The following is a 19606-nucleotide window of genomic DNA, read 5'->3' as shown; positions in this document are numbered from 1 at the left end:
GGGGATATGTCCGGGGATAAAGTGATTCTGCAGTCCGGTCGGTAAAAGAAGACGCATCTGTCTTCCCAACCCAGGCAGAAGCGGAAGCTTTAGCTCCCTGATCACAGTGCTAATTTTGATACTAAAAAGCCCCGCCCGAAACCGGGGCTTTCCTTTTGTTTCCACAATAGAATTAAATAGAATCGATGATCCCATTCAAAGTCGCACTGGGCCTCATGGCCTGGGATCTCAACTCCTCATCCGGAGCGTAGTATCCTTTGATATCCATAGCTTTACCCTGAGCTTCTAACAACTCATTGGCAATCTTCTCTTCATTTTCCACCAGATCTTTAGCCACAGGTTCAAAAATCGCTTTTAACTGGCTATCTTTCTCCTGATCAGCCAGAGCCTGAGCCCAATACATTGCCAGATAAAAATGAGATCCTCTGTTATCGATCTCATTCACTTTTCTTGAAGGTGATTTTCCGTTTTCCAGAACAAGCTCTGTTGCTTTATCCAATGTTTCTGCTAAAACCAGAGCTTTAGGATTATCATAACTGTTGCCCAGATGCTCCAGAGAAGCAGCTAAGGCCAGGAATTCCCCCAGAGAGTCCCAACGCAGGTGACCTTCCGATTCAAATTGCTGTACGTGTTTGGGTGCCGAACCGCCGGCTCCTGTCTCGAAAAGTCCACCGCCATTCATCAGGGGAACGATTGATAGCATTTTCGCACTGGTCCCCACTTCCAGAATGGGGAAGAGGTCTGTCAGATAATCTCTCAAAACATTTCCCGTCACAGAGATCGTATCTTTGCCATCTTTAATTCTCTCCAATGAAAACCTGGTCGCTTCAACAGGAGATTTGATCAATAGTTCCAGACCATCAGTATCATGATCTTCCAGATATTTATTCACTTTTTTAATGAGCTGTAAGTCGTGAGCTCTGTTCTCATCGAGCCAGAAGACTGCAGGATCGCCTGTCTCTCTGGCTCTTCTCACGGCCAGCTTGATCCAGTCCTGAATTGGTGCGTCTTTCGCCTGACACATGCGGAAGATATCTCCTTCCTCTACCGGCTGTTCAATAAGTACATTACTGTTGTCATCGATAACCTGAACTTTTCCTGTACCAGTCATCTCAAAGGTCTTGTCATGTGAGCCATATTCTTCAGCTTTTTGCGCCATAAGCCCCACATTGGAAACGCTTCCCATTTTTGATGGATCAAAGGCACCGTGTTTTTGACAGAACTCAATAGTTTCCTGATACACTCCCGAATAAGAGCGGTCTGGAATTACGGCTTTCATATCTTTCAGTTTCCCGTCTGGTCCCCACATGCAGCCTGATGAGCGGATTGCTGCAGGCATGGAAGCGTCGATGATAACATCGCTGGGAACATGGAGATTGGTAATCCCCTTATCGGAGTTAACCATAGCCAATGCCGGTCTTTTTGTATACACAGCTTCGATATCTGCTTTGATCTCAGACTGTTTATCTTCAGGCAGATTCTGGATCTTTGTATAGAGATCTCCCAGTCCGTTGTTGGGATCTACACCCAATTCTGAAAGCAGATCACCATATTTATCAAATATATCTTTAAAGAAGACTTTGACCACATGACCGAAGATAATAGGGTCGGAAACTTTCATCATTGTCGCTTTCAAATGAACGGAGAATAAGACATCTTTAGCTCTGGCATCTTCTATCTGTTCAGCCAGAAATGCCTGAAGCGCTTTTTTGTTCATAACAGCTGCATCAATGATCTCTCCGGTCTGAAGAGGGGCTTTGTCTTTTAATATTGTTTTATTACCAGCGTCATCCGTAAAGATAATTCTGTAATTGCTAGCCTCTTCAATTTCAACAGATTTTTCACTGCCGTAAAAATCTCCCTCAGCCATGCTGGCTACATGGGATCTGGAATCGGACTTCCATTCCCCCATGGAATGGGGATGTTTTTTCGCATAATTTTTTACAGCTTTAGGAACTCTGCGGTCAGAATTCCCTTCTCTAAGTACCGGGTTAACAGCACTGCCTTTGGCAATATCGAATTTCGCTTTGATCGCCTTTTCTTCATCATTGGAAGGATTTTCGGGATAATCGGGCAGATCATACCCTTTAGCCTGGAGTTCTGCGACTGTCGCTTTTATCTGGGGAACTGAAGCGCTGATATTGGGTAATTTGATAATGTTGGCTTCCGGAGTTAAGACCATCTCTCCCAATTCGGAAAGGGCATCGGAAATCTTCTGGTCCTCCGTCAGTCTTTCGGGAAACTGGGCAATGATCCTTCCCGCCAGGGAGATATCCCTCGTTTCCATAGTGATTCCGGCGTTTTTCACATAAGCCTGTACAATAGGCAGGAGCGAACTGGTTGCCAAAGCCGGAGCTTCATCGGTTTTTGTATAAATGATCGTAGATTTCTGTGACATGTTAATCCCTTTATCTGTAAATTAATATTGCTCAAATGCAATACGTTTTTTAGCAAATTGTAATTTGACAGGAAACAAATAATTTTCAAATAGTTCCGTTTTTCAGTATTAACTATATCCCCGAAGTATTTCACTCATATTCTCACGTTCCAATAATTCATATAAACGTAAAGAGCAAATTGCTTTATTAACGACTACATCATATATATGTCATGCCCAAAAGAAAAAAATAAAGCGGAATCAGACCAAAAATTCAGCTTTTCCCGTAAAGTCCGGTGACCTTTGCCAGATTTATCAATCTCAGGATCGTTACAGAAAAAACGTAGATCAGACCCACTAACAGAACTATAAGAATAATAGTCGCTTCTAAGGAAAGATCCGCATAGAACAGGGTTGCAGAGGCAATGGATATAAGAATTATCTGACCTACCAGGGATAACAGGCTAAGCCAGACATACTTTTTCTTTACAAAAATCGTCAAATCCATGAGAGATTATTGATGTCAGAATCATTTATACATGTTTACCAACTCACATCTTTCCGGCAATTAACTCAATGAGAAATCTACAACACTAGAATTTTACATCATGATAACATATGAACAAACATGACACCTGATTTCCCGATCACAGATGAACATATGCACATAGACCCCAGAGCCAAAGGTCTAAAGGCGGTCAAGGATTTCCAGAACACAGGTGGAACTCATATATTCCTTGTGATGAAGCCAAGCTGGACACTTGGAATTAAGGTCACAAAGCCCGAAGACCACATATCTGTCTTTGAGGAAACCATCGACATCTCAAAACAGATAAACGAGACTGGAATCACATCCTTCCCGGTCCTCGGAGTCCATCCCGCAGAGATCACAAAACTCATCGAATACATGGACCTTGAAAAAGCAGTTGAGACAATGAAAGGCGGCCTGGAGGTCGCTGCAGGCTATGTGGAAAAAGGACTGGCTGTGGGGTTGAAAAGTGGAAGACCTCACTATCCTGTTTCCGAAGAGGTATGGGATGCTTCCAACGAGATCATGGAACATGCCTTCAGCCTTGCCGCAGACCTTGACTGTGCAGTCCAGTTGCATACAGAAAGCGTGGGTAAGCCTGAGCTTATTGATATCACAGAGCGTGCAAAAAAGACAGGTATCAAGCTACACAGGGTGGTCAAACACTATGCTCCACCACTGATTGATGTCTGCGAGAACCTAGGAATATTTCCGGGAGTGCTTGCCGGCAAGGGAGCCATTGAAGAAGCGCTTGAGCAGGGAACCCGCTTTATGATGGAAACCGATTATATTGACGATCCTGAAAGACCGGGTGCGGTACTGGGACCAAAGACGATTCCAAGAAGAACCCTCAAACTTGTGGAGCAGTTCGGAGAGGAGCCATTCTGGAAGGTCCACAAGGAAAATCCCGAGAAGGTCTACGATGTGGATATCGAGATATAATACCCAAGTCTGACGGAATCATTACGAAGCCATATACGTCATCCGATCAGCAGAATATATACGTCCATTACGTTCGTTCCCGTGGGACCTGTAATGAGCAGATCTCCGATCTCCCTGAAGAACTCATACGAATTATTCTGCCGGAGCAGGGCCTTTGCATCTATGTGCACATTTTTGCTCTTCTCAAGGGAATAACCATCCGCAAATGCCCCGGCAGCATCCGTGGGACCGTCGTTACCGTCTGTTGCCGCCGGAACAAAGAGGATGTTTTCAAGTCCCCGGGTTTCAAGCGCAAAAGACAGGGCCATCTCCTGGCATCTGCCACCTTTGCCCTTCCCTTTTATCCTTACAGTGGTTTCCCCGCCTGCAAGAATACAGGCAGGGGGTGACAATGGCCTGGATTCCTTTCTTTCCTCTCTGGCAATGGCTGCAAAGACCCTGGCGATCTCACTTGCCTCGCCAACCAGTGAAGATGTGAGCACCAATGTGTTGTATCCCAGTTCCTTTGCCCTTTTTTCCGCTTCATGCAGCGCGAGGGAATTGTTTCCTACAAGGTAATGATGACATCTTTCAAAAACCGGGCCTTCGGATTTGGGAGTATCTTCCACCACACCCTCAAGTCCGTCCTCAACCAGGCCCTCTACTGCAGGAGACAATTTCAGATCGTATTTTTCAACAATTTGCTGGAAATCCTCAAAGGTAGACCTGTCAGGCACAGTGGGTCCGGAAGAGATGACGTCAAGGGGGTCGCCCACGACATCCGAAAGAATAAGGCTGATAGACTCTGACGGGTAAGCCATCTTCGCAAGTCCTCCACCCTTTACAGCAGACAGGTGTTTTCTTATTGTATTGATCTCATCGATGGTTGCTCCCACACGCATGAGCTTATTTGTCAGGCTGATAAAATCCGAGAGGGAAATACCTTTTCTCGGCAGGGTCATAAGTGCTGAGCCTCCTCCGGAGATCAGGAAAAATACAAGGTCCTTTGATCCGGTCTTTTCCAGAAGGTCACGGATGCACTCTGCCGCGATCACACCGTTCTTATCGGGGATAGGGTGACCTGCCTCCATGATGTTCACTTTCTTCAGTGATCCCCCAAAGCCATACTTCGTCACCGCACAACCACCGGACAGATCATCTCCCAGAATTTCCTCCAGAGCCTTTGACATGGCAACCGAGGCTTTCCCGAAAGCTACCAGATAGATATTCTCATAAGAAGATATATCGAATGAATCCGCCCCGACATTGAGACGGTCACCTTCCCTGCTTACTGCCCTAAGAACGCATGAGAAGGGGTCCACTCCAGAAATGATATTTGAAACTATATCCCTGGCATCGGATCTCAAATCATCAGACATGTGATCCCTCTATCCGACTACAAAGAATCATTCTTTAAGCTCTCCCGTAAAGTGCAGTCAGTTTTCCTTCTGCAAGAACATGCCCCTGCATACCCTGTTCCAGCTCATCGATCTTTGATCCTCCCTCCAGTTCAAGTTCGGTGTCAAGGGCAAATACCCTGAATACAAATTCGTGAGTGCCCGAGGGAGGACAGGGGCCTGTATAGGAAGCTTTTCCGTAACTGTTCCGGCCCACAACACCCGGGACACTGTTTTCTTCAATCCCTGATTCGGGTATTATGTTCCATACAGCCCAGTGAACGAAATTACCTGAAGGGGCATCCGGGTCTGTAATAATCAATACCAGACTTTTTGTTGCCTCGGGCAAATTCTCAAATTCAAAAGGAGGATTGACATTTTCCCCGTCACATGTATACTTTGCCGGTATCTTATCCCCATCTTCAAAAGCACTACTTGTAATCATAATGTCATCTTCCCCGGAATTATTCTGTATATCCCCATCCGATTCGTTGATAAGACGATCCGGTTCCTCCTGTGATTCGTTACTGCTATCTGCTATGCATCCTGAAACCAGACTTACAAATGTCAGAATCATTAAAACGATAACAAATCCCGACAAATTCCTGGATATCATGAACACACCCCGGAAGGATAAGGATTACAGCATATCCTGATTAAAACTCAGCATGCTGACTATTTAGCGCTTTTGCACCACAGTTATGTAGAAATAATCACTTCATATGAGTCTTAAAAAGAATGAAGGATTTTACTGCTCTGCCTGTTCGCTGTCATACTGTATTCCGCCTGAAGTTGCTTGCTTTTCTTCCGGCATGATAACCCAGGCGATCACATAGGCCAGGACACCAATTATCCCAAAACTGAATATGGTGATCACTGCCCAGATAAGTCGTATCACAACAGGATCTACACCTATATATTCACCGATTCCGCCGCATACGCCTGCTATCATCCTGTTGTCCTTCGATCTTGTCAATTCTTTGCCCATATTTTCACTACCCAATCCTGATAATTTTATTCTTCACATCTACTTTAGCAAAAGTTAGCATATAAACTTACCTGTAAAGAAGAGAATATACGGAATAATTACAAATGACAAAGCCTGCAATTGGAATTCTCGCATTCCTCATTCTCAAATTTCCATTTAAGGCCCCATCTTTTTATATTCTGGATAACCCTGATGAAATCCTCGCCGCCTTCGGTCAGAGAATACTCACTCTTAATGGGAACTGTGGAATCATCGATATTCTTCTCAATAAAACCCTGCTCTTCCAGTTCTTTTAGCCTTGTGGACAGGGTTTTGGGAGTAACATCCTGCAGTTTGCCTTTTAGCTCATTGAAACGCTTTTTTTTGTTCTCGCCCTTGTAGAGCTCGAGTAGGATGCACAGGGACCATTTTTTCCCTATGATGTCCACCGTTTTATAAATAGTACAGTCTTTCATGATATCTAATTGGAAACCATCCAATATATAAGCCACTATACTTAATATATCAGGGTAAAGTAAAATATTATCGATTAAGGAGTGATATAATGGAAAGATCAAGAGATTTACTTGAAAAGGGAGCAATTCTGCAAAGGGACAAGCAAACATATGCAATAGCACCACACCTTCCAGGTGGTATCGTCTCAGCAGAGCAAATGCGTAAGATTGCGGATGTTGCTGAAAAATATGATGCTGCAACACTAAAGGTTACCTCATCCCAGAGAGTTGCCATTGTCGGACTGAAAGAAGAAGACCTTGATAATGCATGGGATGACCTTGGAATCAAACCAGGTGCTGCAATCGGAGTTTGTGTAAGAAGCATAAAGATATGCCCAGGTACGACATTCTGTAAGCGCGGACAACAGGACTCAGTGGGTCTTGGACTCAAACTCGACGAAAAGTATCATGGAATGCCATTACCATCAAAGTTCAAGATGGCTGTATCCGGTTGTGCAAACTCATGTTCAGAGCCTGCTATAAAGGATATCGGTATCATGGGTACAAGGAAAGGATATACCGTCATGGTCGGAGGAAATGCAGCTCTTAAACCAAGAATCGGTGATATCATCGCAGACGAGCTGGATGAGGATGAGGTTCTTGACCTGGTAGACAGAATCATTAAATTTACCAAGAACAATGATTCAAAGCACCGTCTTGGCAGAGTGATCGACGAGATGGGACTTGACAAGTTCAAGGAAGAAGTCGGAATCAGATAATCCGGTCCTGCAAAAGAACCGGGTCAATCGGGGATTTTCCCCGTCACTTTTTCTTAAAACGGAGTTGCTATTATCGAAGATACTGAAAAAATAACAAAGATTGCAGTTATAAGATGCGATATTGTCTCCGAGGCATGTCCGGGAGTAGGCTGCTTCATGGCATTTAACAAACGCAGCATGCATTTCAACAATTATGATGATAAAGCTGAAATGGTAGCCTTTTTTACATGCGGCGGATGTTCCGGAAGAAGGGTATATCGCCTGATCAAAGCGATCAAAAAGCGCGGGGTTGATGTGGTACATCTGAGCTCTTGCATGCAGATGGAAAATTATCCCAGATGCCCGCATATAGATGAAATAAAAAAGACTATCATGGATGCAGATATAGAAATTATTGAAGGAACACATCACTGATAGTGGGGAAAATATCATGGTCAATAGAACGATGGTTAAGATAGATGAAGAGAAATGTACAGGCTGTGGAAAGTGTATCGCCCCATGTGCAGAGGGTGCCATAGAGCTTGTAGATGGCAAGGCTAAGGTCGTATCTGAGGAACTCTGTGACGGAATGGGATTCTGTATCGGAGTATGTCCTGTCGGTGCGATAACTGTAGAACAAAGACAGGCACTGGAATTCAACCCTGAGAAGGCCGAAGCCCAGCCCAAAAAGACAGATTCATCCATACAATGTTTCAAATGCGGTTGCGGAGAAGATAATGCGTACCTGCTCCCTGTCAGGCACGGCATGGAAAGCCTGTGGGTATGCACACGCTGTCTTCCGCAGTTGATACACGGATAATATTGCATGAAACTTGAGATTGAACTTACAGGGCCAGCAGACTACCTGTGTGATTATACATTCAATTTCCACTGGCATAATCAGGATATCGGATCCGATGATGTAATACCCGGCCAGAAAGATACACAGTACAGCTACGGCGACCTTGTAAGAAGTTTGAAGGCAGAGGAGGAGGTACACATCAAAGGAGATGCAGGTAAGAACTTTGCATATAGCATGGGTGCCGACCTGAAACACTTTGGCGGAAGCGGAAATGCCGAAAACGCAGGAAGGGTATTCCTTGACGGGAATGTCGGTTCTGAAGCTGGAATGGGAATGGTATCCGGCATACTCTATATTAGTGGGCAGATAGAGGAGCCATTTGGGAATATCATTGAAGTTGTCTCGGATATCGATGGCTACCGCAAATTCCGCTCTGTCACTGATATTGTCTGCAACGGTCCAGGTAGTGATGTTATCATCTCAAATAGATACAATGCAGACGAAGGGACACTGATCCTGGATGACGGCATTCCCAGAGGTACGGTTGGTGCACGGTGCCACAAACACGTGAACATAATTATCAAAGGTAATACCCACAACGGAACAGGTGTCCTTATGAAAGAGGGTGTTGTTACCGTCCACGGTAATGCAGGCATGAATGTAGGATCCCACCTTGACGGCGGGACAGTTATCGTTCAGGGAAGTGTAGGAGAATTTGCAGGCGCGTATATGAAAAGCGGAATACTCACCTTCCATGAAGCAAAGGGATTTATCGGAGCCGGCATGTCAGGCGGATCGATCTATTCAAAAGCTAAAGTAAAGGCCAGCCCGCCTGCCACAAAGGTCAGAATGAAAGGAAATGACATCTCTCTCATAAGAAAACTAATGGACGCCGGAAGAGTGGAGTCCATGCTCTACAATAAATACGAAGTCGGCGAGGAAAAAGAGAAATATATGGAAGTCCGTATGAGGGACGGATCCATTGTTATGAGGAAAATTGAATGATAGTGATCATTCAATATCAATGAATTTGAGCAGATTTGTTCCTCCGGGACGACCACGACCTGATGGCTGTCCCTGTGTGAGAATGATCATATCGCCAGTACCTACGATTCCTGATCTTTTCAGATGCCCGGTTGCAAGGGCTTCCCAGTCATCCACACCATCCTTTACGTATGTCGGGTAGACAGCATACTGCAGAGCAAGCTGCTCACATGTATTGGCATAGCGGCTGAATGCAAGTATCCAACGGTCGGGTCTGAAGCGGGAGATATTTCTCGGGGTCTTTCCTGATACCGTGGGAGTGACAACATATTTTATTTCCAGTACCTGGAGAGCATCATTGACCTGCATGGAGATCATATCCTCCACACCAAGGTGCATGCGACGCAGAGCCCTTTTCATAAGTTCTATGCCTTCCTTGGTCTTACTTCTCCATTCCTCAGTGGAAATTGCGATCTGCACCATCATCTTCACTGTTTCCACAGGATACTTACCCACAGCAGTTTCTGCCGAGAGCATCACCGCATCCGTGCCGTCTATAATAGCATTCGCAACATCCGTTGCCTCTGCTCTCGTAGGACGGATATTCTCGACCATGGATTCGAGCATCTGGGTAGCAGTGATCACCGGTTTGCTGAGAAGGTTTGCCTTGTGTGTGATGTCCTTCTGCACTACCGGGACATTCTCAATGGGTATTTCCACACCCAGATCCCCGCGGGCTATCATGATACCATCACTTTCCCTGATGATTTCGTTGATATTCCTTACAGCAGCTTCCCTCTCGATCTTGGCAACGATGAATATCTTTTTTCCTTTATCTGCCGCATAAGCACGCAGTTTCCTGATGTCTTCCCCGGATTCCACAAAGGACACACCAAATACATGCAGTCCTTCTTCGAGGGCAAAATCAACAATTTCCAAATCCCTGCCTGTGATCGGGTCAATGAAAAGGGCCGACCCCGGTATATTTAGTCCTTTATTGGAAGAGAGGGGACCTCCGACCACTACTTCACAATGAACATAATCACCCTGTATATCAGTACATTCCAGCTGAATAAAACCGTCATTGAGATAGAGAGGTTTGCCTACATCTATGCTTTCGGATAATCTCTGGTAGTTCACAGGGATCAGTGATTCCGTTCCCGCTACATCCTTTGTGGTCAAGGTCACTTTTTCCCCTTTTTTCAAAAACACCGGCTCTTCAGAGAAACTACCAACCCTCATCTTAGGACCAGGCAAATCTGCCAGTATTGTGACCACCCTGTTCAGCTCTGATGACAGGGCCCTTATTCTTTTGATCACCTTTCGCTGGTCTTCCAGATCACCATGAGAGAAGTTCAGCCTTGCAACGTTCATACCACTCAGTATCAGCTCCCTCAGAACATCCTCGGAAGAAGATGCGGGACCAATCGTACACACGATCTTGGTTTTGTTCTCTGACAGGTGCATTGTTTCATCCATCCTCAGTTCCACCTTTACTTACCATATGGAACTGACCGAATTAAGGTTTATTCCGCAGTATTCAAGCGGCTTTATATAATCCTGAATTAAATGATAAGTCATCAAGAATTGTTATAATGATATAAAACAATATTAATTATCGGAGTGAAACTATGACAAATACGGTTTATGAACTAAAGGATGAACAAAAGCAAGAGCTTTCGTCCATGTTCGGGAAAGGGGTCAATTTCAGTGAAAAGGAAAGACACTACTACACACATGATGTAGGCGCGTTACCCGGCCTTGTGAAAAAAGTGGTAGGCAATACAAAACCTGCTGCAATTGTAAAGGTTGTCAATGAGGACAAAGCAGTCGAACTTATGAATTTCGCGCGCAAGTACGGAATTCCCGTGGTACCAAGGGCAGGTGCATCTTCAGGTTACGGCGGAATTATCCCGACGCGCGGAGGCATTGTCGCAGACGTGACTCCCATGCGGAAGATAATCGATGTCGATAAGGAGAATCATCTTGTTACCGTGGGTGCAGGCATTGTCTGGTACGACCTGGAAACAAAGCTCAATGAAGAAGGACTCGCAGTGCAGGCTGTACCTTCAAGTGCACTTTCAGCAACCGTTGGTGGCTGGCTTGCCCAGAACGGCGTAGGTTACGGAAGTTATGAATATGGCTGGTCACAGGATACCATGGAATCCGCCCGTGTGGTACTTCCAAACGGTGAGGTAAGGGATTTCTCAGGAGAGGAACTCAATAAGATAATCGGCACCATGGGAACGACCGGTATCATCACCCAGGTAACCCTCAGGGTCAGGGATTATGAAAAGACCGCCGCGATCTCTGCGGAGTTCCCGGATTCAAGCAGCATGAAGGAAGCTATCAGGAAGACCGGGGAGAAGAACATACCCATATGGGCAATCTCATTCATCAATCCCCAGTGGGCCGGCATGAAGAACCGTGCACCATACAAGACACACTACGGTGAAACAGTTGAGGAAGACAGGCCGGAGCTTCCTGAATCGTATATTTGTAATTTCGCCTATCCCGAATCAAGGGATGTCAGCGGTCTAAAAGAGGTCATTGAGGAGGCAGGAGGAAAAGTACTGCCTGAAGAGATCGCAGAACATGAGACTGAGGAGTGGTTCAGGTCCATGAAGGTCAAGAGGCTCGGACCCTCGTTCATACCTGCTGAAGTTGTGGTTCCTGTGGACAAGATCGATACCATGTTCAAAGAGATCGGTGACAGGGTCGGACTGCCGGTGCTCGTGGAAGGCATGGTTACAAAAGGTGATGAAGCAGTTATGCTCTGTTTCATGCCACACTCGGAAAAATCATTCAAGTACAATCTTGCATTCCCGCTTGCTCTGAGTATTGTTAAAATCGCTGAGGAGAACGGTGGAAGAATCTACTCATCAGGACTGTACTTCTCGAAACAGGCAGAGAACGTCTTTGGCAAGCGACTTCCAGCCATCCAGGAGTTCAAGAAGCAGATCGATCCGGATGATATAATGAACCCGGAGACACTCACGGGCAAGCCGATGCTCAGGACAGGACTATCGTTTGCAAAGACATTTGAGCCAATGGCACGTGCGGTGGGCAATATGTCCGGGGTGGACAAACAGGAATTCAGCGAGACAAAAGGCATTCCCGGTGATATCGTATCACATGCATACACCTGTGCACAGTGCGGATACTGTGTCAACGAATGTGACCAGTACTACGGCAGGGGCTGGGAATCCCAGTCACCAAGAGGCAAGTGGTTCTTCCTCAAGGAATACTTTGCCGGAAGGATGGACCTTGACCAGGAACAGGCCGATACCTTCCTTGCATGTACCACCTGTGAGATGTGTGATTACTACTGCCAGCTTGACCTGCCCATCGAGCGCTCATGGATGACTCTCAGGGAGAATCTTGTCCAGAAGAGAGGCATGATGACCATCCCACCCTTTGAAATTATGGCACAGAGTCTTGATAATCAGAGGAATATCTGGGCCAGCTACAGAACTGACAGGGACAAGTGGATGCCGGATGACATCCGGGCAAAAATCAAGGACAAGGCTGATATCGCCTATTTCGCAGGATGTACCGCATCCTTTGTTGAGAAGGACGTTGCCGTGGGAACAGTCAGGCTGCTTGATGATGCAGGTATAGATTTCACGTATCTCGGAGACAAGGAAGCCTGCTGTGGTATACCCATGCTGGTTGCAGGAAAATGGGATGTCTTTGAGAGAATACTGAAAATGAACATTGCCAACATGCAGAAAGCAGGTGCCAAGACGGTTGTTACATCATGTCCCGCCTGCCTGCTTATGTGGAGGACCATCTACCCGCAGTGGGCGGAGAAACTCGGTATGGACTTTGACATCGAAGCAAAGCATTATTCCGAAGTCCTCATGGATAAGCTGGATGTGCTCAAACCCAAGTTCAAGGTACCACTGAACAAGACTGTTGCATGGCACGATTCATGCCACATTGGCAGGGCCGGTGCGGGAATATATGATGCACCACGTGAACTACTCAAGGCGATTCCCGGTATAAAGTTCAAGGAAATGGAGCACAACCGTGAGAAAGCGCTCTGCTGTGGTTCCGTGGTCACGCTTATAGATGAGCCTGATGTTGCCAGCAAAATTGGTAACGTACGTCTTAAGGAAGCCGAGGATCAGGATGCTGACATCATGGCCGCACTTTGTCCTTGCTGTGTTGTTCAGTTCAGGGTGGCTGCACAGGAGAATAATGTCAATATGGAGATACAGGACCTTGGTGCGCTTGCAGCCCGCAGTCTTGGTTACGACATACCGGATTCCACAAACGATGCACTTGTTGCCTGGGCGACCTTCGACAAGATGATCGAGCTCATGGAACCCGAGAACATGACCGAGATGATGGTGGAACTTCTGCCTGACATGATCGATGCCATGCCTTCATACATGCAGACCATGATGAAGACGGTAAAATACGTACCGGGAATGGATGCCCTCATGAAACCAATGATGCCAAGGATGATGCCACTTCTTATGCCATCCCTTATGCCAAAGGTGATGCCCAAGATGCTTGTGGCTGTCGAGAAGAGAGTACCCATGCCCGATCACATGAAGGAGCAGATGCCGGATCTTATGCCGTCGGCAATGGAGAATCTGATGCCGAACATGCTTCCGCAGATAGCACCACTGCTAACTCCGAAGATGATCGAGTATATCAAGGCAAACTGAGAACAAAAAGAGAAGGAAAAGGCCATTTGGCCTTTATTTTCTTATTTTATTTTTTAAAATAATCTACTTTGGAATCGGCTTATCAGGCGTTACACCGTAATATTCTGTCCTTGCCTTACCCCATAAACAGCCATTCTTTCCCATGATCTTCAGCTCAAGGTTCTGCAATGACTTGCACAGGCTGTTCCCGGAGCGTGCTCCCTTGCAGATGATGCAATAGTTCTCACAGAAAACAGGTGCCTTTTTCTTATCTGCCATAATGACCTCCGTTATTAGTATACTTCCTGATACACCTTAATGTTTTCCAAACAGAGCCGTATCACATGCTCTATAGTTTGGATTGTACTTCCTTTGCAAATTCCTTTGCCTTCTGCACACGGCTTTCGTCAGGCTGTCCCTTTGTGGCCGGACCCATCTCTCCGAACTTCTTCATCTCGGGGTCATCTGCCTGCAGGAGCATGTCGATCACAGGCTGGGCGAGTTCTCCCTGACAGTCGAATTTACCGAGGACGTTGGCACCGGCGGCTGCCTGCTCGGCTGAACCTGTCCATGAGTGGATTGCCTCAAAGCCTTCGGGGACTGCATGTGTCATGAATATGGCGATATTCTTGCCTGCTGTTTTCTCTGATAAGAAGGTCTTTACCTTGGGCGGAATATCGAACTGCATCACAGGAAAACCTATGAACGCAAGATCGTATCCTTCAAGATCTGATACCTCTGCTATGGGTTTGATCTCCTTTTCCCCTTCAAGTTCGTCATAAATGGCTTCTGCGATCTTCTTTGTGTTTCCGGTCTGGGTCATGTAGGTTACTAGCGTCTTCATCTGAATACCTCTGCTTTTTTGATAATTAGTGTATCTGCTATAGATTTATATAGATAAGCGTCAGGAAAATGTAGTTTTTGGGAAGAGATACAATAAAATGACCTGAAATAAATTTATAAATACCACCAATTTTTTGCTAGCATGCTACTGATTATCACATAACATATATGAATCTAAAATGCATCTTTTAAATAATATATTAGTTCCAAAATTAAATTATCAACTATTTATTTTCATCTAGTACACGAAGGAGAGATCATTTTGGGAAAACACAAAAAAACGGCTCTGTAGAAAACCTATTTCCTATTTAATTTAGACAGTAATCGTTTAAAAAGGATAAAACCCCAAAGTGTTAACTTGCTAGCGAAAACACAAAGGGGATGTTTAGTGTTTTGTCTAATAAGTACTTAAAGTTTGTTGATGCAGCTTTAGCTGCATCAGGAAACTCGCATTTGGAGATATACAGTTGTAAGTATTCCAAGAGGAAGTATACGCAACACCAGCTAATGGCTTTGGTTTTGCTGAAGGAGTATTTGAAAACGGATTATAGAAGTATTGTAGAACTTATTCAATTGATGAATCCAGTTAAGTCCAGAATTGGATTAAAACAAGTTCCACATTATACTACACTTCATAAGTTTGTTAGAAGAATTAAATCTGTTTATTTCAATGGATTATTAAAGCAAACACTTGATCTGTTCTACTCACATGGAGAAAGAATAGAAGTTACTGCTATTGATTCAAGCGGGTTTACAAGTGGTTATTGTAGCTACTATTATTCACTCAGAACAAGGAAAAAACGTAGATCATTTCTTAAAGTAAGTATATCTGTTGATACTGATAAGTTGCTAGTTACTGGTTTTAAGATATCAGGTAAACCTGTTCATGATACAAAACATGCAAAGGCATTGCTGAAGCAATGCCATAGAACTCGAAGATCAAAATACTATCTAATGGATAAAGGATACGATTCAGAAGCCATACATTCACTAACAAGAGAACAACTACAAGCAATTGCTATTATCCCTTTAAGACACAGGAAGAGAAAAAGAATAAAAGGTAAGTTCCGCAGGAAAATGATACAAGAGTTCGATGAAAAACTCTACCATAATAGAAACCTTGTTGAAACTACGTTCTCAGTGCTCAAAAGGAAATATGGTGAAGAAATCAAGGCCAGGAAGTACTGGAATCAGGTTAAAGAGATTAAAATGAAACTAATAGTGCACAACCTTGGCAGGTGTGCCAAGGTTGTCTATGTGATTCAGATGAGGATTTCTACAGAGCCAAAAAAACAATTGTTTTTTTACTGGGACTTTTAATTGCGTTAAGTCTCACAATACCAACAGCAGAAGCTGTGGAGAATAAAACAATCACAGCAATATACGAAAACTTTTCCGATGTTTCGCGATTTCAATTGAATGGAAATGCAACTCAGTATAATAGCAATACATTACGCTTGACTCCAAGCCTAGTAGATCAGCATGGAAGTGCGTTCCTTAAGGACAAAGTCTCTATCGGAAACGATAGTTCATTCAGTACATATTTTACGTTCAAGATTAGTAATCTTGGAGGTAACTATCCTCTCAAAGGAGCCGATGGTCTAGTTTTTGTTATTCAGCCGAATTCAAATGACAAAAGTAGTAGAGGATCGGGGCTTGGATATGAATACATTAATAATAGTATTGGTGTTGAATTCGATACTTATGATAATTCACCTGTAGAGTCAGGGTCAAGCTCGGACGCTGCAGGCAACCATATAGGAGTAAATATTAATGGAAATATAACTTCTTTGAGCATAACAGATCTAGACCCTAATAAAATCAATTTAAGGAGCGATGATGTAAAGCATACTTGGATAGACTATAATTCAAGTACTAACAGTATTGAAGTAAGAATCAACACCACAAATACAAGACCAGACAATCCTCAGTTAATTCATAATTTTGAAGAACAAGGACAGACACTTCGCGAAATCATAGGCTATGAAGAGGCATATATTGGTTTCACAGCAGCTACAGGTGGCGCTTGGGAAAACCATGATATTCTTTCCTGGCATTTCACTAACACATATGATCCTATAGACATAAACACTTATTCTTACAATGAAGCACCAACACAGGTAATCCTTACATCAAATCCCACCAACTATACCACAGCATGTAATGTAACAGCAACTGTGAAAGACGCTAATGGTAATACAGTATCTGACTGGCCGGTCTCATTCTCAGCAACCAACGGTACATTTGATTCAAATACATCAGGCAGCACTGATGCCGAAGGTAATTTCACAGCAGCATTCTCGTATTCTGGAGAAGACATAACCACTATCACAATAAAGGCTACAGCTGAAGGCGGAGCATACGAGGAATATCTTCTTAAAACCGCAAACGAGGCACCTTCAACTCCTGGAGAATTCACTACACCTACAGAGAACCAGATACTTAATGGCGGAGAGACACTTACAGTGGAGTGGGGAACATCAACAGACCCGGAGAATGATGCTGTAAAATATGATCTCTGGTTCTTTAACAGCACGTGGACAAAGATCGAGAATCTGCTGAATACAAACAGCAGCTCATTCACATTACCCGAAGATAATACAGACAACGCAATGTTCCGTGTTTACGCTAATGACACAATGGATAACTCCTCAGCAAGAGATGTTACTTTTACAATAGATTCTACAAAGCCTGTAATCGAGATATCAGGGAATCCAGTCGACTGGCAGAACACCAGTGCAACTATCGACGTAAATATCACTGATCTTACTTCAGTACAGGTCAAATGGGCTGCCGGAGTACAGGATGCAGCTTACTTTAGTTCATCAGGTAATGAAACTAATGACCCACACACATTCACTGTAGCTAACAATGGAAGCTACACTGTGTATGCAAAAGATGCTGCAGGAAACACGAATATCACAGCATTCGATGTCACAAAGATCGATACTGAGAATCCTTCTGTCAGCTTTGGTACAAATGGCAGCAGTACATATGCCACCAGCCATAGTACCACAGTAAGTGCAAGCGATACAGTATCAGGTCTTCAGGAACTTGGATTTGCATGGACCCAGTCAGTTGATGAGACTTCGGTCAGCTCATGGACATCGTTTAACAGTGGCGATACCCTTACAAATGACAGCGTCAGCGGTGACTGGTATCTTCACGTCAGAGCTGTTGACAATGCCAGTAATACTATCCATTCCGTTTCCAATGTGTTCAAGCTGGATAATGAAGCTCCGGCGTATAGCTGGATACAGAAGCCGGTCAGTGCAGATACCGGTGACAATATCACAATCGAGTTGAACGTAACTGACAATGCCGGCATAAGCTTTGCAAACATAACGGTGGATGGTCAGGAGCACCAGATGGATGAAAACTCAGGTAACTATTCCTGGAATATTTCCATTCCTGCCAGTGACTCCGGAACACTTGTAAGCTCAATCGATTTCAACTGTACTTTCACAGATATTGCAGGTAATGTCAATAGCACAGGTGACAATCTAATCAATGTTGCAATCGTGCCTATAGCAGATTTCTCAGCCAATGTTACAAGAGGAACGGAACCACTTGCAGTCAACTTCACCGATAATTCATCCGGACTTGTTGAAAGCTGGTCATGGGACTTCGGGGACGGAAATACATCCGCAGACCAGAATCCGGTTCACATATTTGATTCCGGCAATTTCACGGTGAACCTTACTGTAACAAACACAAACGGAAGCTCATCCTCTCTGATGAACATAAGAGCCGCACCGGAACCTGAGTACACATTAACACCTGAGGATGCGGAGCAGATATCACTCTATGGGGACGAGATTAACTTCAGCATAAGCAGCACACTGCTCTCAAGCTTTGAATGGTTCATTGACGGCACTCCGTTAAATGGTGCAGGAGTGACGACTGATGCCAGCACAGATGATTCATCCAACAGCTCATACTGTAACATCAATACCAGCCAGTACTTCAATCAGGATGACTACTATATGGGCATCTACAATATCTCTGTCAGCGTCAGCAACCAGAGTATTGGAAGAACAGACAACTCTTCATGGGAGTGGACAGTAACAAGATCCTCTTCCGCAAGCAACAATGATGATATCGCTTTTATCATCAACCAGTCTGCAAACGTAACAACTTCAGGCAATGAGTCACAGGTGGTTTTCAACACTACTGACGATTCAAGGACAGATAATGATGGAATTCATGGAAGTATTATTGCAATATCTTTCAATACCACAAACGAAAGTACCGGTATCCTGACAAAGATCGAATTCCTCAACAGATCCAGTATCAACGTAACAGACTCCGGATTTTCAGCTGATTCCGTGTACCAGTACTTTGACATAAGTTTCAACAACGAAACCCTGGTAAACAACGGTAGTGACAGGAACATCGAGTTCAGAGTTCTGAACGAACGTAGCGGAAAGGTTCTGGTAAAAAGTTCTGTCAGGCTCAGGCACTGGTCAAACCCTGCATGGGAAGCTTATACACCTGAGTTCACCAGAAACGATGGAACATATTCATACTTTACTGTCAGAAACCTTTCAGGATTCTCCCCATTCACAATTACATGTGATTACGAGCAAGTATCTTCGGGCACAAATACAGATGACGGCATGCCATGGTATCTTAAGAAGATGCTGTTGGGAATCGGCTCAGAAGAGGAGATTTCCGAAACAGAAACAGCGGCCAATACGGGCAGTGAATCCGAGGACAGCGTTGTCTTTGATGATAGCGATGAAGTAAAAACAGTTGAGGGAAATGTAGCGGCCGAATCTGAAGATACAGGAGATTCAGAAGATGACAATAGTACCGGGATGCCTTTCGGAATAGTGGCAGTTCTTGCACTAGCAGCATCTGCAGCTGTTTTCCTGAGAAATAAAGGAGGAAGAGATAAGCTTTAAACTTAGAT

The 19606-nt window shown here is 44.5% G+C and carries 17 protein-coding genes; 8 read left to right on the top strand and 9 right to left on the bottom strand.

Features of this window, described 5'->3' with window-relative positions; genetic code table 11:
* Positions 1 to 172: 172 nt before the first annotated feature.
* Both HWN40_RS03310 and HWN40_RS03305 read right to left on the bottom strand, forming a co-directional pair.
* Positions 173 to 2398, bottom strand: a complete 2226-nt coding sequence (locus tag HWN40_RS03310; RefSeq protein WP_176964421.1) for an NADP-dependent isocitrate dehydrogenase — start codon at positions 2396 to 2398, stop codon at positions 173 to 175.
* Between the two features lie 253 nt (positions 2399 to 2651).
* Entirely contained in the window at positions 2652 to 2885 is a 234-nt protein-coding gene (locus HWN40_RS03305) for a hypothetical protein (protein ID WP_176964420.1), read from the bottom strand.
* 120 nt (positions 2886 to 3005) lie between these two features.
* On the opposite strand from HWN40_RS03305, the gene HWN40_RS03300 reads away from it, so the two are divergent.
* Positions 3006 to 3848, top strand: a complete 843-nt coding sequence (locus tag HWN40_RS03300; RefSeq protein WP_176964419.1) for a TatD family hydrolase — start codon at positions 3006 to 3008, stop codon at positions 3846 to 3848.
* Positions 3849 to 3886: 38 nt separating this feature from the next.
* Here HWN40_RS03300 and HWN40_RS03295 read toward each other — a convergent pair whose 3' ends face one another.
* The 4 genes from HWN40_RS03295 to HWN40_RS03280 all read right to left on the bottom strand — a co-directional run bounded on the left by HWN40_RS03295 (position 3887) and on the right by HWN40_RS03280 (position 6667).
* A complete protein-coding gene (locus tag HWN40_RS03295; protein WP_176964418.1) occupies positions 3887 to 5206 on the bottom strand; it encodes a glycerate kinase type-2 family protein in 1320 nt (439 codons plus the stop codon).
* A 34-nt stretch (positions 5207 to 5240) separates the two neighbouring features.
* Positions 5241 to 5840 carry a YbhB/YbcL family Raf kinase inhibitor-like protein gene (locus HWN40_RS03290; protein ID WP_176964417.1) on the bottom strand — a complete coding sequence of 200 codons (600 nt, stop codon included), beginning with the start codon at positions 5838 to 5840 and terminating at the stop codon, positions 5241 to 5243.
* Positions 5841 to 5972: 132 nt separating this feature from the next.
* Positions 5973 to 6212, bottom strand: coding sequence for a PspC domain-containing protein (locus HWN40_RS03285; RefSeq protein WP_176964416.1), 240 nt, complete (start codon positions 6210 to 6212; stop codon positions 5973 to 5975).
* Between the two features lie 98 nt (positions 6213 to 6310).
* A complete protein-coding gene (locus HWN40_RS03280) occupies positions 6311 to 6667 on the bottom strand; it encodes a winged helix-turn-helix transcriptional regulator (protein ID WP_176964415.1) in 357 nt (118 codons plus the stop codon).
* A gap of 89 nt (positions 6668 to 6756) precedes the next feature.
* Here HWN40_RS03280 and HWN40_RS03275 point away from each other — a divergent pair, with 89 nt between their 5' ends.
* From HWN40_RS03275 to HWN40_RS03260, 4 genes are all read left to right on the top strand, one after another.
* Positions 6757 to 7425 (top strand): nitrite/sulfite reductase domain-containing protein, encoded by a 669-nt coding sequence (locus tag HWN40_RS03275; RefSeq protein WP_176964414.1) that lies wholly within the window; start codon positions 6757 to 6759, stop codon positions 7423 to 7425.
* A gap of 69 nt (positions 7426 to 7494) precedes the next feature.
* The gene (locus HWN40_RS03270; protein ID WP_176966257.1) at positions 7495 to 7839 is read left to right on the top strand and encodes a CGGC domain-containing protein; all 345 of its coding nucleotides are present in this window, start codon (positions 7495 to 7497) and stop codon (positions 7837 to 7839) included.
* Positions 7840 to 7855: 16 nt separating this feature from the next.
* Positions 7856 to 8224, top strand: a complete 369-nt coding sequence (locus HWN40_RS03265; protein ID WP_176964413.1) for an ATP-binding protein — start codon at positions 7856 to 7858, stop codon at positions 8222 to 8224.
* 6 nt (positions 8225 to 8230) lie between these two features.
* Positions 8231 to 9211 (top strand): formylmethanofuran dehydrogenase, encoded by a 981-nt coding sequence (locus tag HWN40_RS03260; RefSeq protein WP_176964412.1) that lies wholly within the window; start codon positions 8231 to 8233, stop codon positions 9209 to 9211.
* Positions 9212 to 9217: 6 nt separating this feature from the next.
* On the opposite strand, the gene pyk is transcribed toward HWN40_RS03260, so the two are convergent.
* Positions 9218 to 10657: a pyruvate kinase gene (pyk, locus tag HWN40_RS03255; RefSeq protein WP_176966256.1), complete on the bottom strand. Its 1440-nt coding sequence runs from the start codon at positions 10655 to 10657 to the stop codon at positions 9218 to 9220.
* 164 nt (positions 10658 to 10821) lie between these two features.
* Here pyk and HWN40_RS03250 point away from each other — a divergent pair, with 164 nt between their 5' ends.
* Positions 10822 to 13869: an FAD-binding and (Fe-S)-binding domain-containing protein gene (locus HWN40_RS03250; protein ID WP_176964411.1), complete on the top strand. Its 3048-nt coding sequence runs from the start codon at positions 10822 to 10824 to the stop codon at positions 13867 to 13869.
* Positions 13870 to 13932: 63 nt separating this feature from the next.
* On the opposite strand, the gene HWN40_RS03245 is transcribed toward HWN40_RS03250, so the two are convergent.
* The gene (locus tag HWN40_RS03245) at positions 13933 to 14127 is read right to left on the bottom strand and encodes a hypothetical protein (RefSeq protein WP_176964410.1); all 195 of its coding nucleotides are present in this window, start codon (positions 14125 to 14127) and stop codon (positions 13933 to 13935) included.
* A 70-nt stretch (positions 14128 to 14197) separates the two neighbouring features.
* Positions 14198 to 14692 (bottom strand): flavodoxin family protein, encoded by a 495-nt coding sequence (locus HWN40_RS03240; protein ID WP_176964409.1) that lies wholly within the window; start codon positions 14690 to 14692, stop codon positions 14198 to 14200.
* 380 nt (positions 14693 to 15072) lie between these two features.
* Here HWN40_RS03240 and HWN40_RS03235 point away from each other — a divergent pair, with 380 nt between their 5' ends.
* Positions 15073 to 16011, top strand: coding sequence for an IS5 family transposase (locus HWN40_RS03235; protein WP_176964408.1), 939 nt, complete (start codon positions 15073 to 15075; stop codon positions 16009 to 16011).
* Positions 15930 to 19598, top strand: coding sequence for a lectin-like domain-containing protein (locus tag HWN40_RS03230; protein WP_343044096.1), 3669 nt, complete (start codon positions 15930 to 15932; stop codon positions 19596 to 19598). The genes HWN40_RS03235 and HWN40_RS03230 overlap by 82 nt, the downstream gene beginning before the upstream one ends.
* Positions 19599 to 19606 lie beyond the last annotated feature (8 nt).

The sequence above is a fragment of the Methanolobus zinderi genome (genome assembly GCF_013388255.1).
GTDB lineage: Archaea > Halobacteriota > Methanosarcinia > Methanosarcinales > Methanosarcinaceae > Methanolobus > Methanolobus zinderi.
Note: the sequence above shows the minus strand (reverse complement) of the source record. Positions and strands in the feature narration are given on the sequence as shown.

Bases quoted from the DNA above. Each gene is read 5' to 3' on its own strand.
- HWN40_RS03310 (WP_176964421.1), bottom strand. From the start codon at position 2,398: ATGTCACAGAAATCTACGATCATTTATACAAAAACCGATGAAGCTCCG.
- HWN40_RS03305 (WP_176964420.1), bottom strand. From the start codon at position 2,885: ATGGATTTGACGATTTTTGTAAAGAAAAAGTATGTCTGGCTTAGCCTG.
- HWN40_RS03300 (WP_176964419.1), top strand. From the start codon at position 3,006: ATGACACCTGATTTCCCGATCACAGATGAACATATGCACATAGACCCC.
- HWN40_RS03295 (WP_176964418.1), bottom strand. From the start codon at position 5,206: ATGTCTGATGATTTGAGATCCGATGCCAGGGATATAGTTTCAAATATC.
- HWN40_RS03290 (WP_176964417.1), bottom strand. From the start codon at position 5,840: ATGATATCCAGGAATTTGTCGGGATTTGTTATCGTTTTAATGATTCTG.
- HWN40_RS03285 (WP_176964416.1), bottom strand. From the start codon at position 6,212: ATGGGCAAAGAATTGACAAGATCGAAGGACAACAGGATGATAGCAGGC.
- HWN40_RS03280 (WP_176964415.1), bottom strand. From the start codon at position 6,667: ATGAAAGACTGTACTATTTATAAAACGGTGGACATCATAGGGAAAAAA.
- HWN40_RS03275 (WP_176964414.1), top strand. From the start codon at position 6,757: ATGGAAAGATCAAGAGATTTACTTGAAAAGGGAGCAATTCTGCAAAGG.
- HWN40_RS03265 (WP_176964413.1), top strand. From the start codon at position 7,856: ATGGTCAATAGAACGATGGTTAAGATAGATGAAGAGAAATGTACAGGC.
- HWN40_RS03260 (WP_176964412.1), top strand. From the start codon at position 8,231: ATGAAACTTGAGATTGAACTTACAGGGCCAGCAGACTACCTGTGTGAT.
- pyk (WP_176966256.1), bottom strand. From the start codon at position 10,657: ATGCACCTGTCAGAGAACAAAACCAAGATCGTGTGTACGATTGGTCCC.
- HWN40_RS03250 (WP_176964411.1), top strand. From the start codon at position 10,822: ATGACAAATACGGTTTATGAACTAAAGGATGAACAAAAGCAAGAGCTT.
- HWN40_RS03245 (WP_176964410.1), bottom strand. From the start codon at position 14,127: ATGGCAGATAAGAAAAAGGCACCTGTTTTCTGTGAGAACTATTGCATC.
- HWN40_RS03240 (WP_176964409.1), bottom strand. From the start codon at position 14,692: ATGAAGACGCTAGTAACCTACATGACCCAGACCGGAAACACAAAGAAG.
- HWN40_RS03235 (WP_176964408.1), top strand. From the start codon at position 15,073: ATGTTTAGTGTTTTGTCTAATAAGTACTTAAAGTTTGTTGATGCAGCT.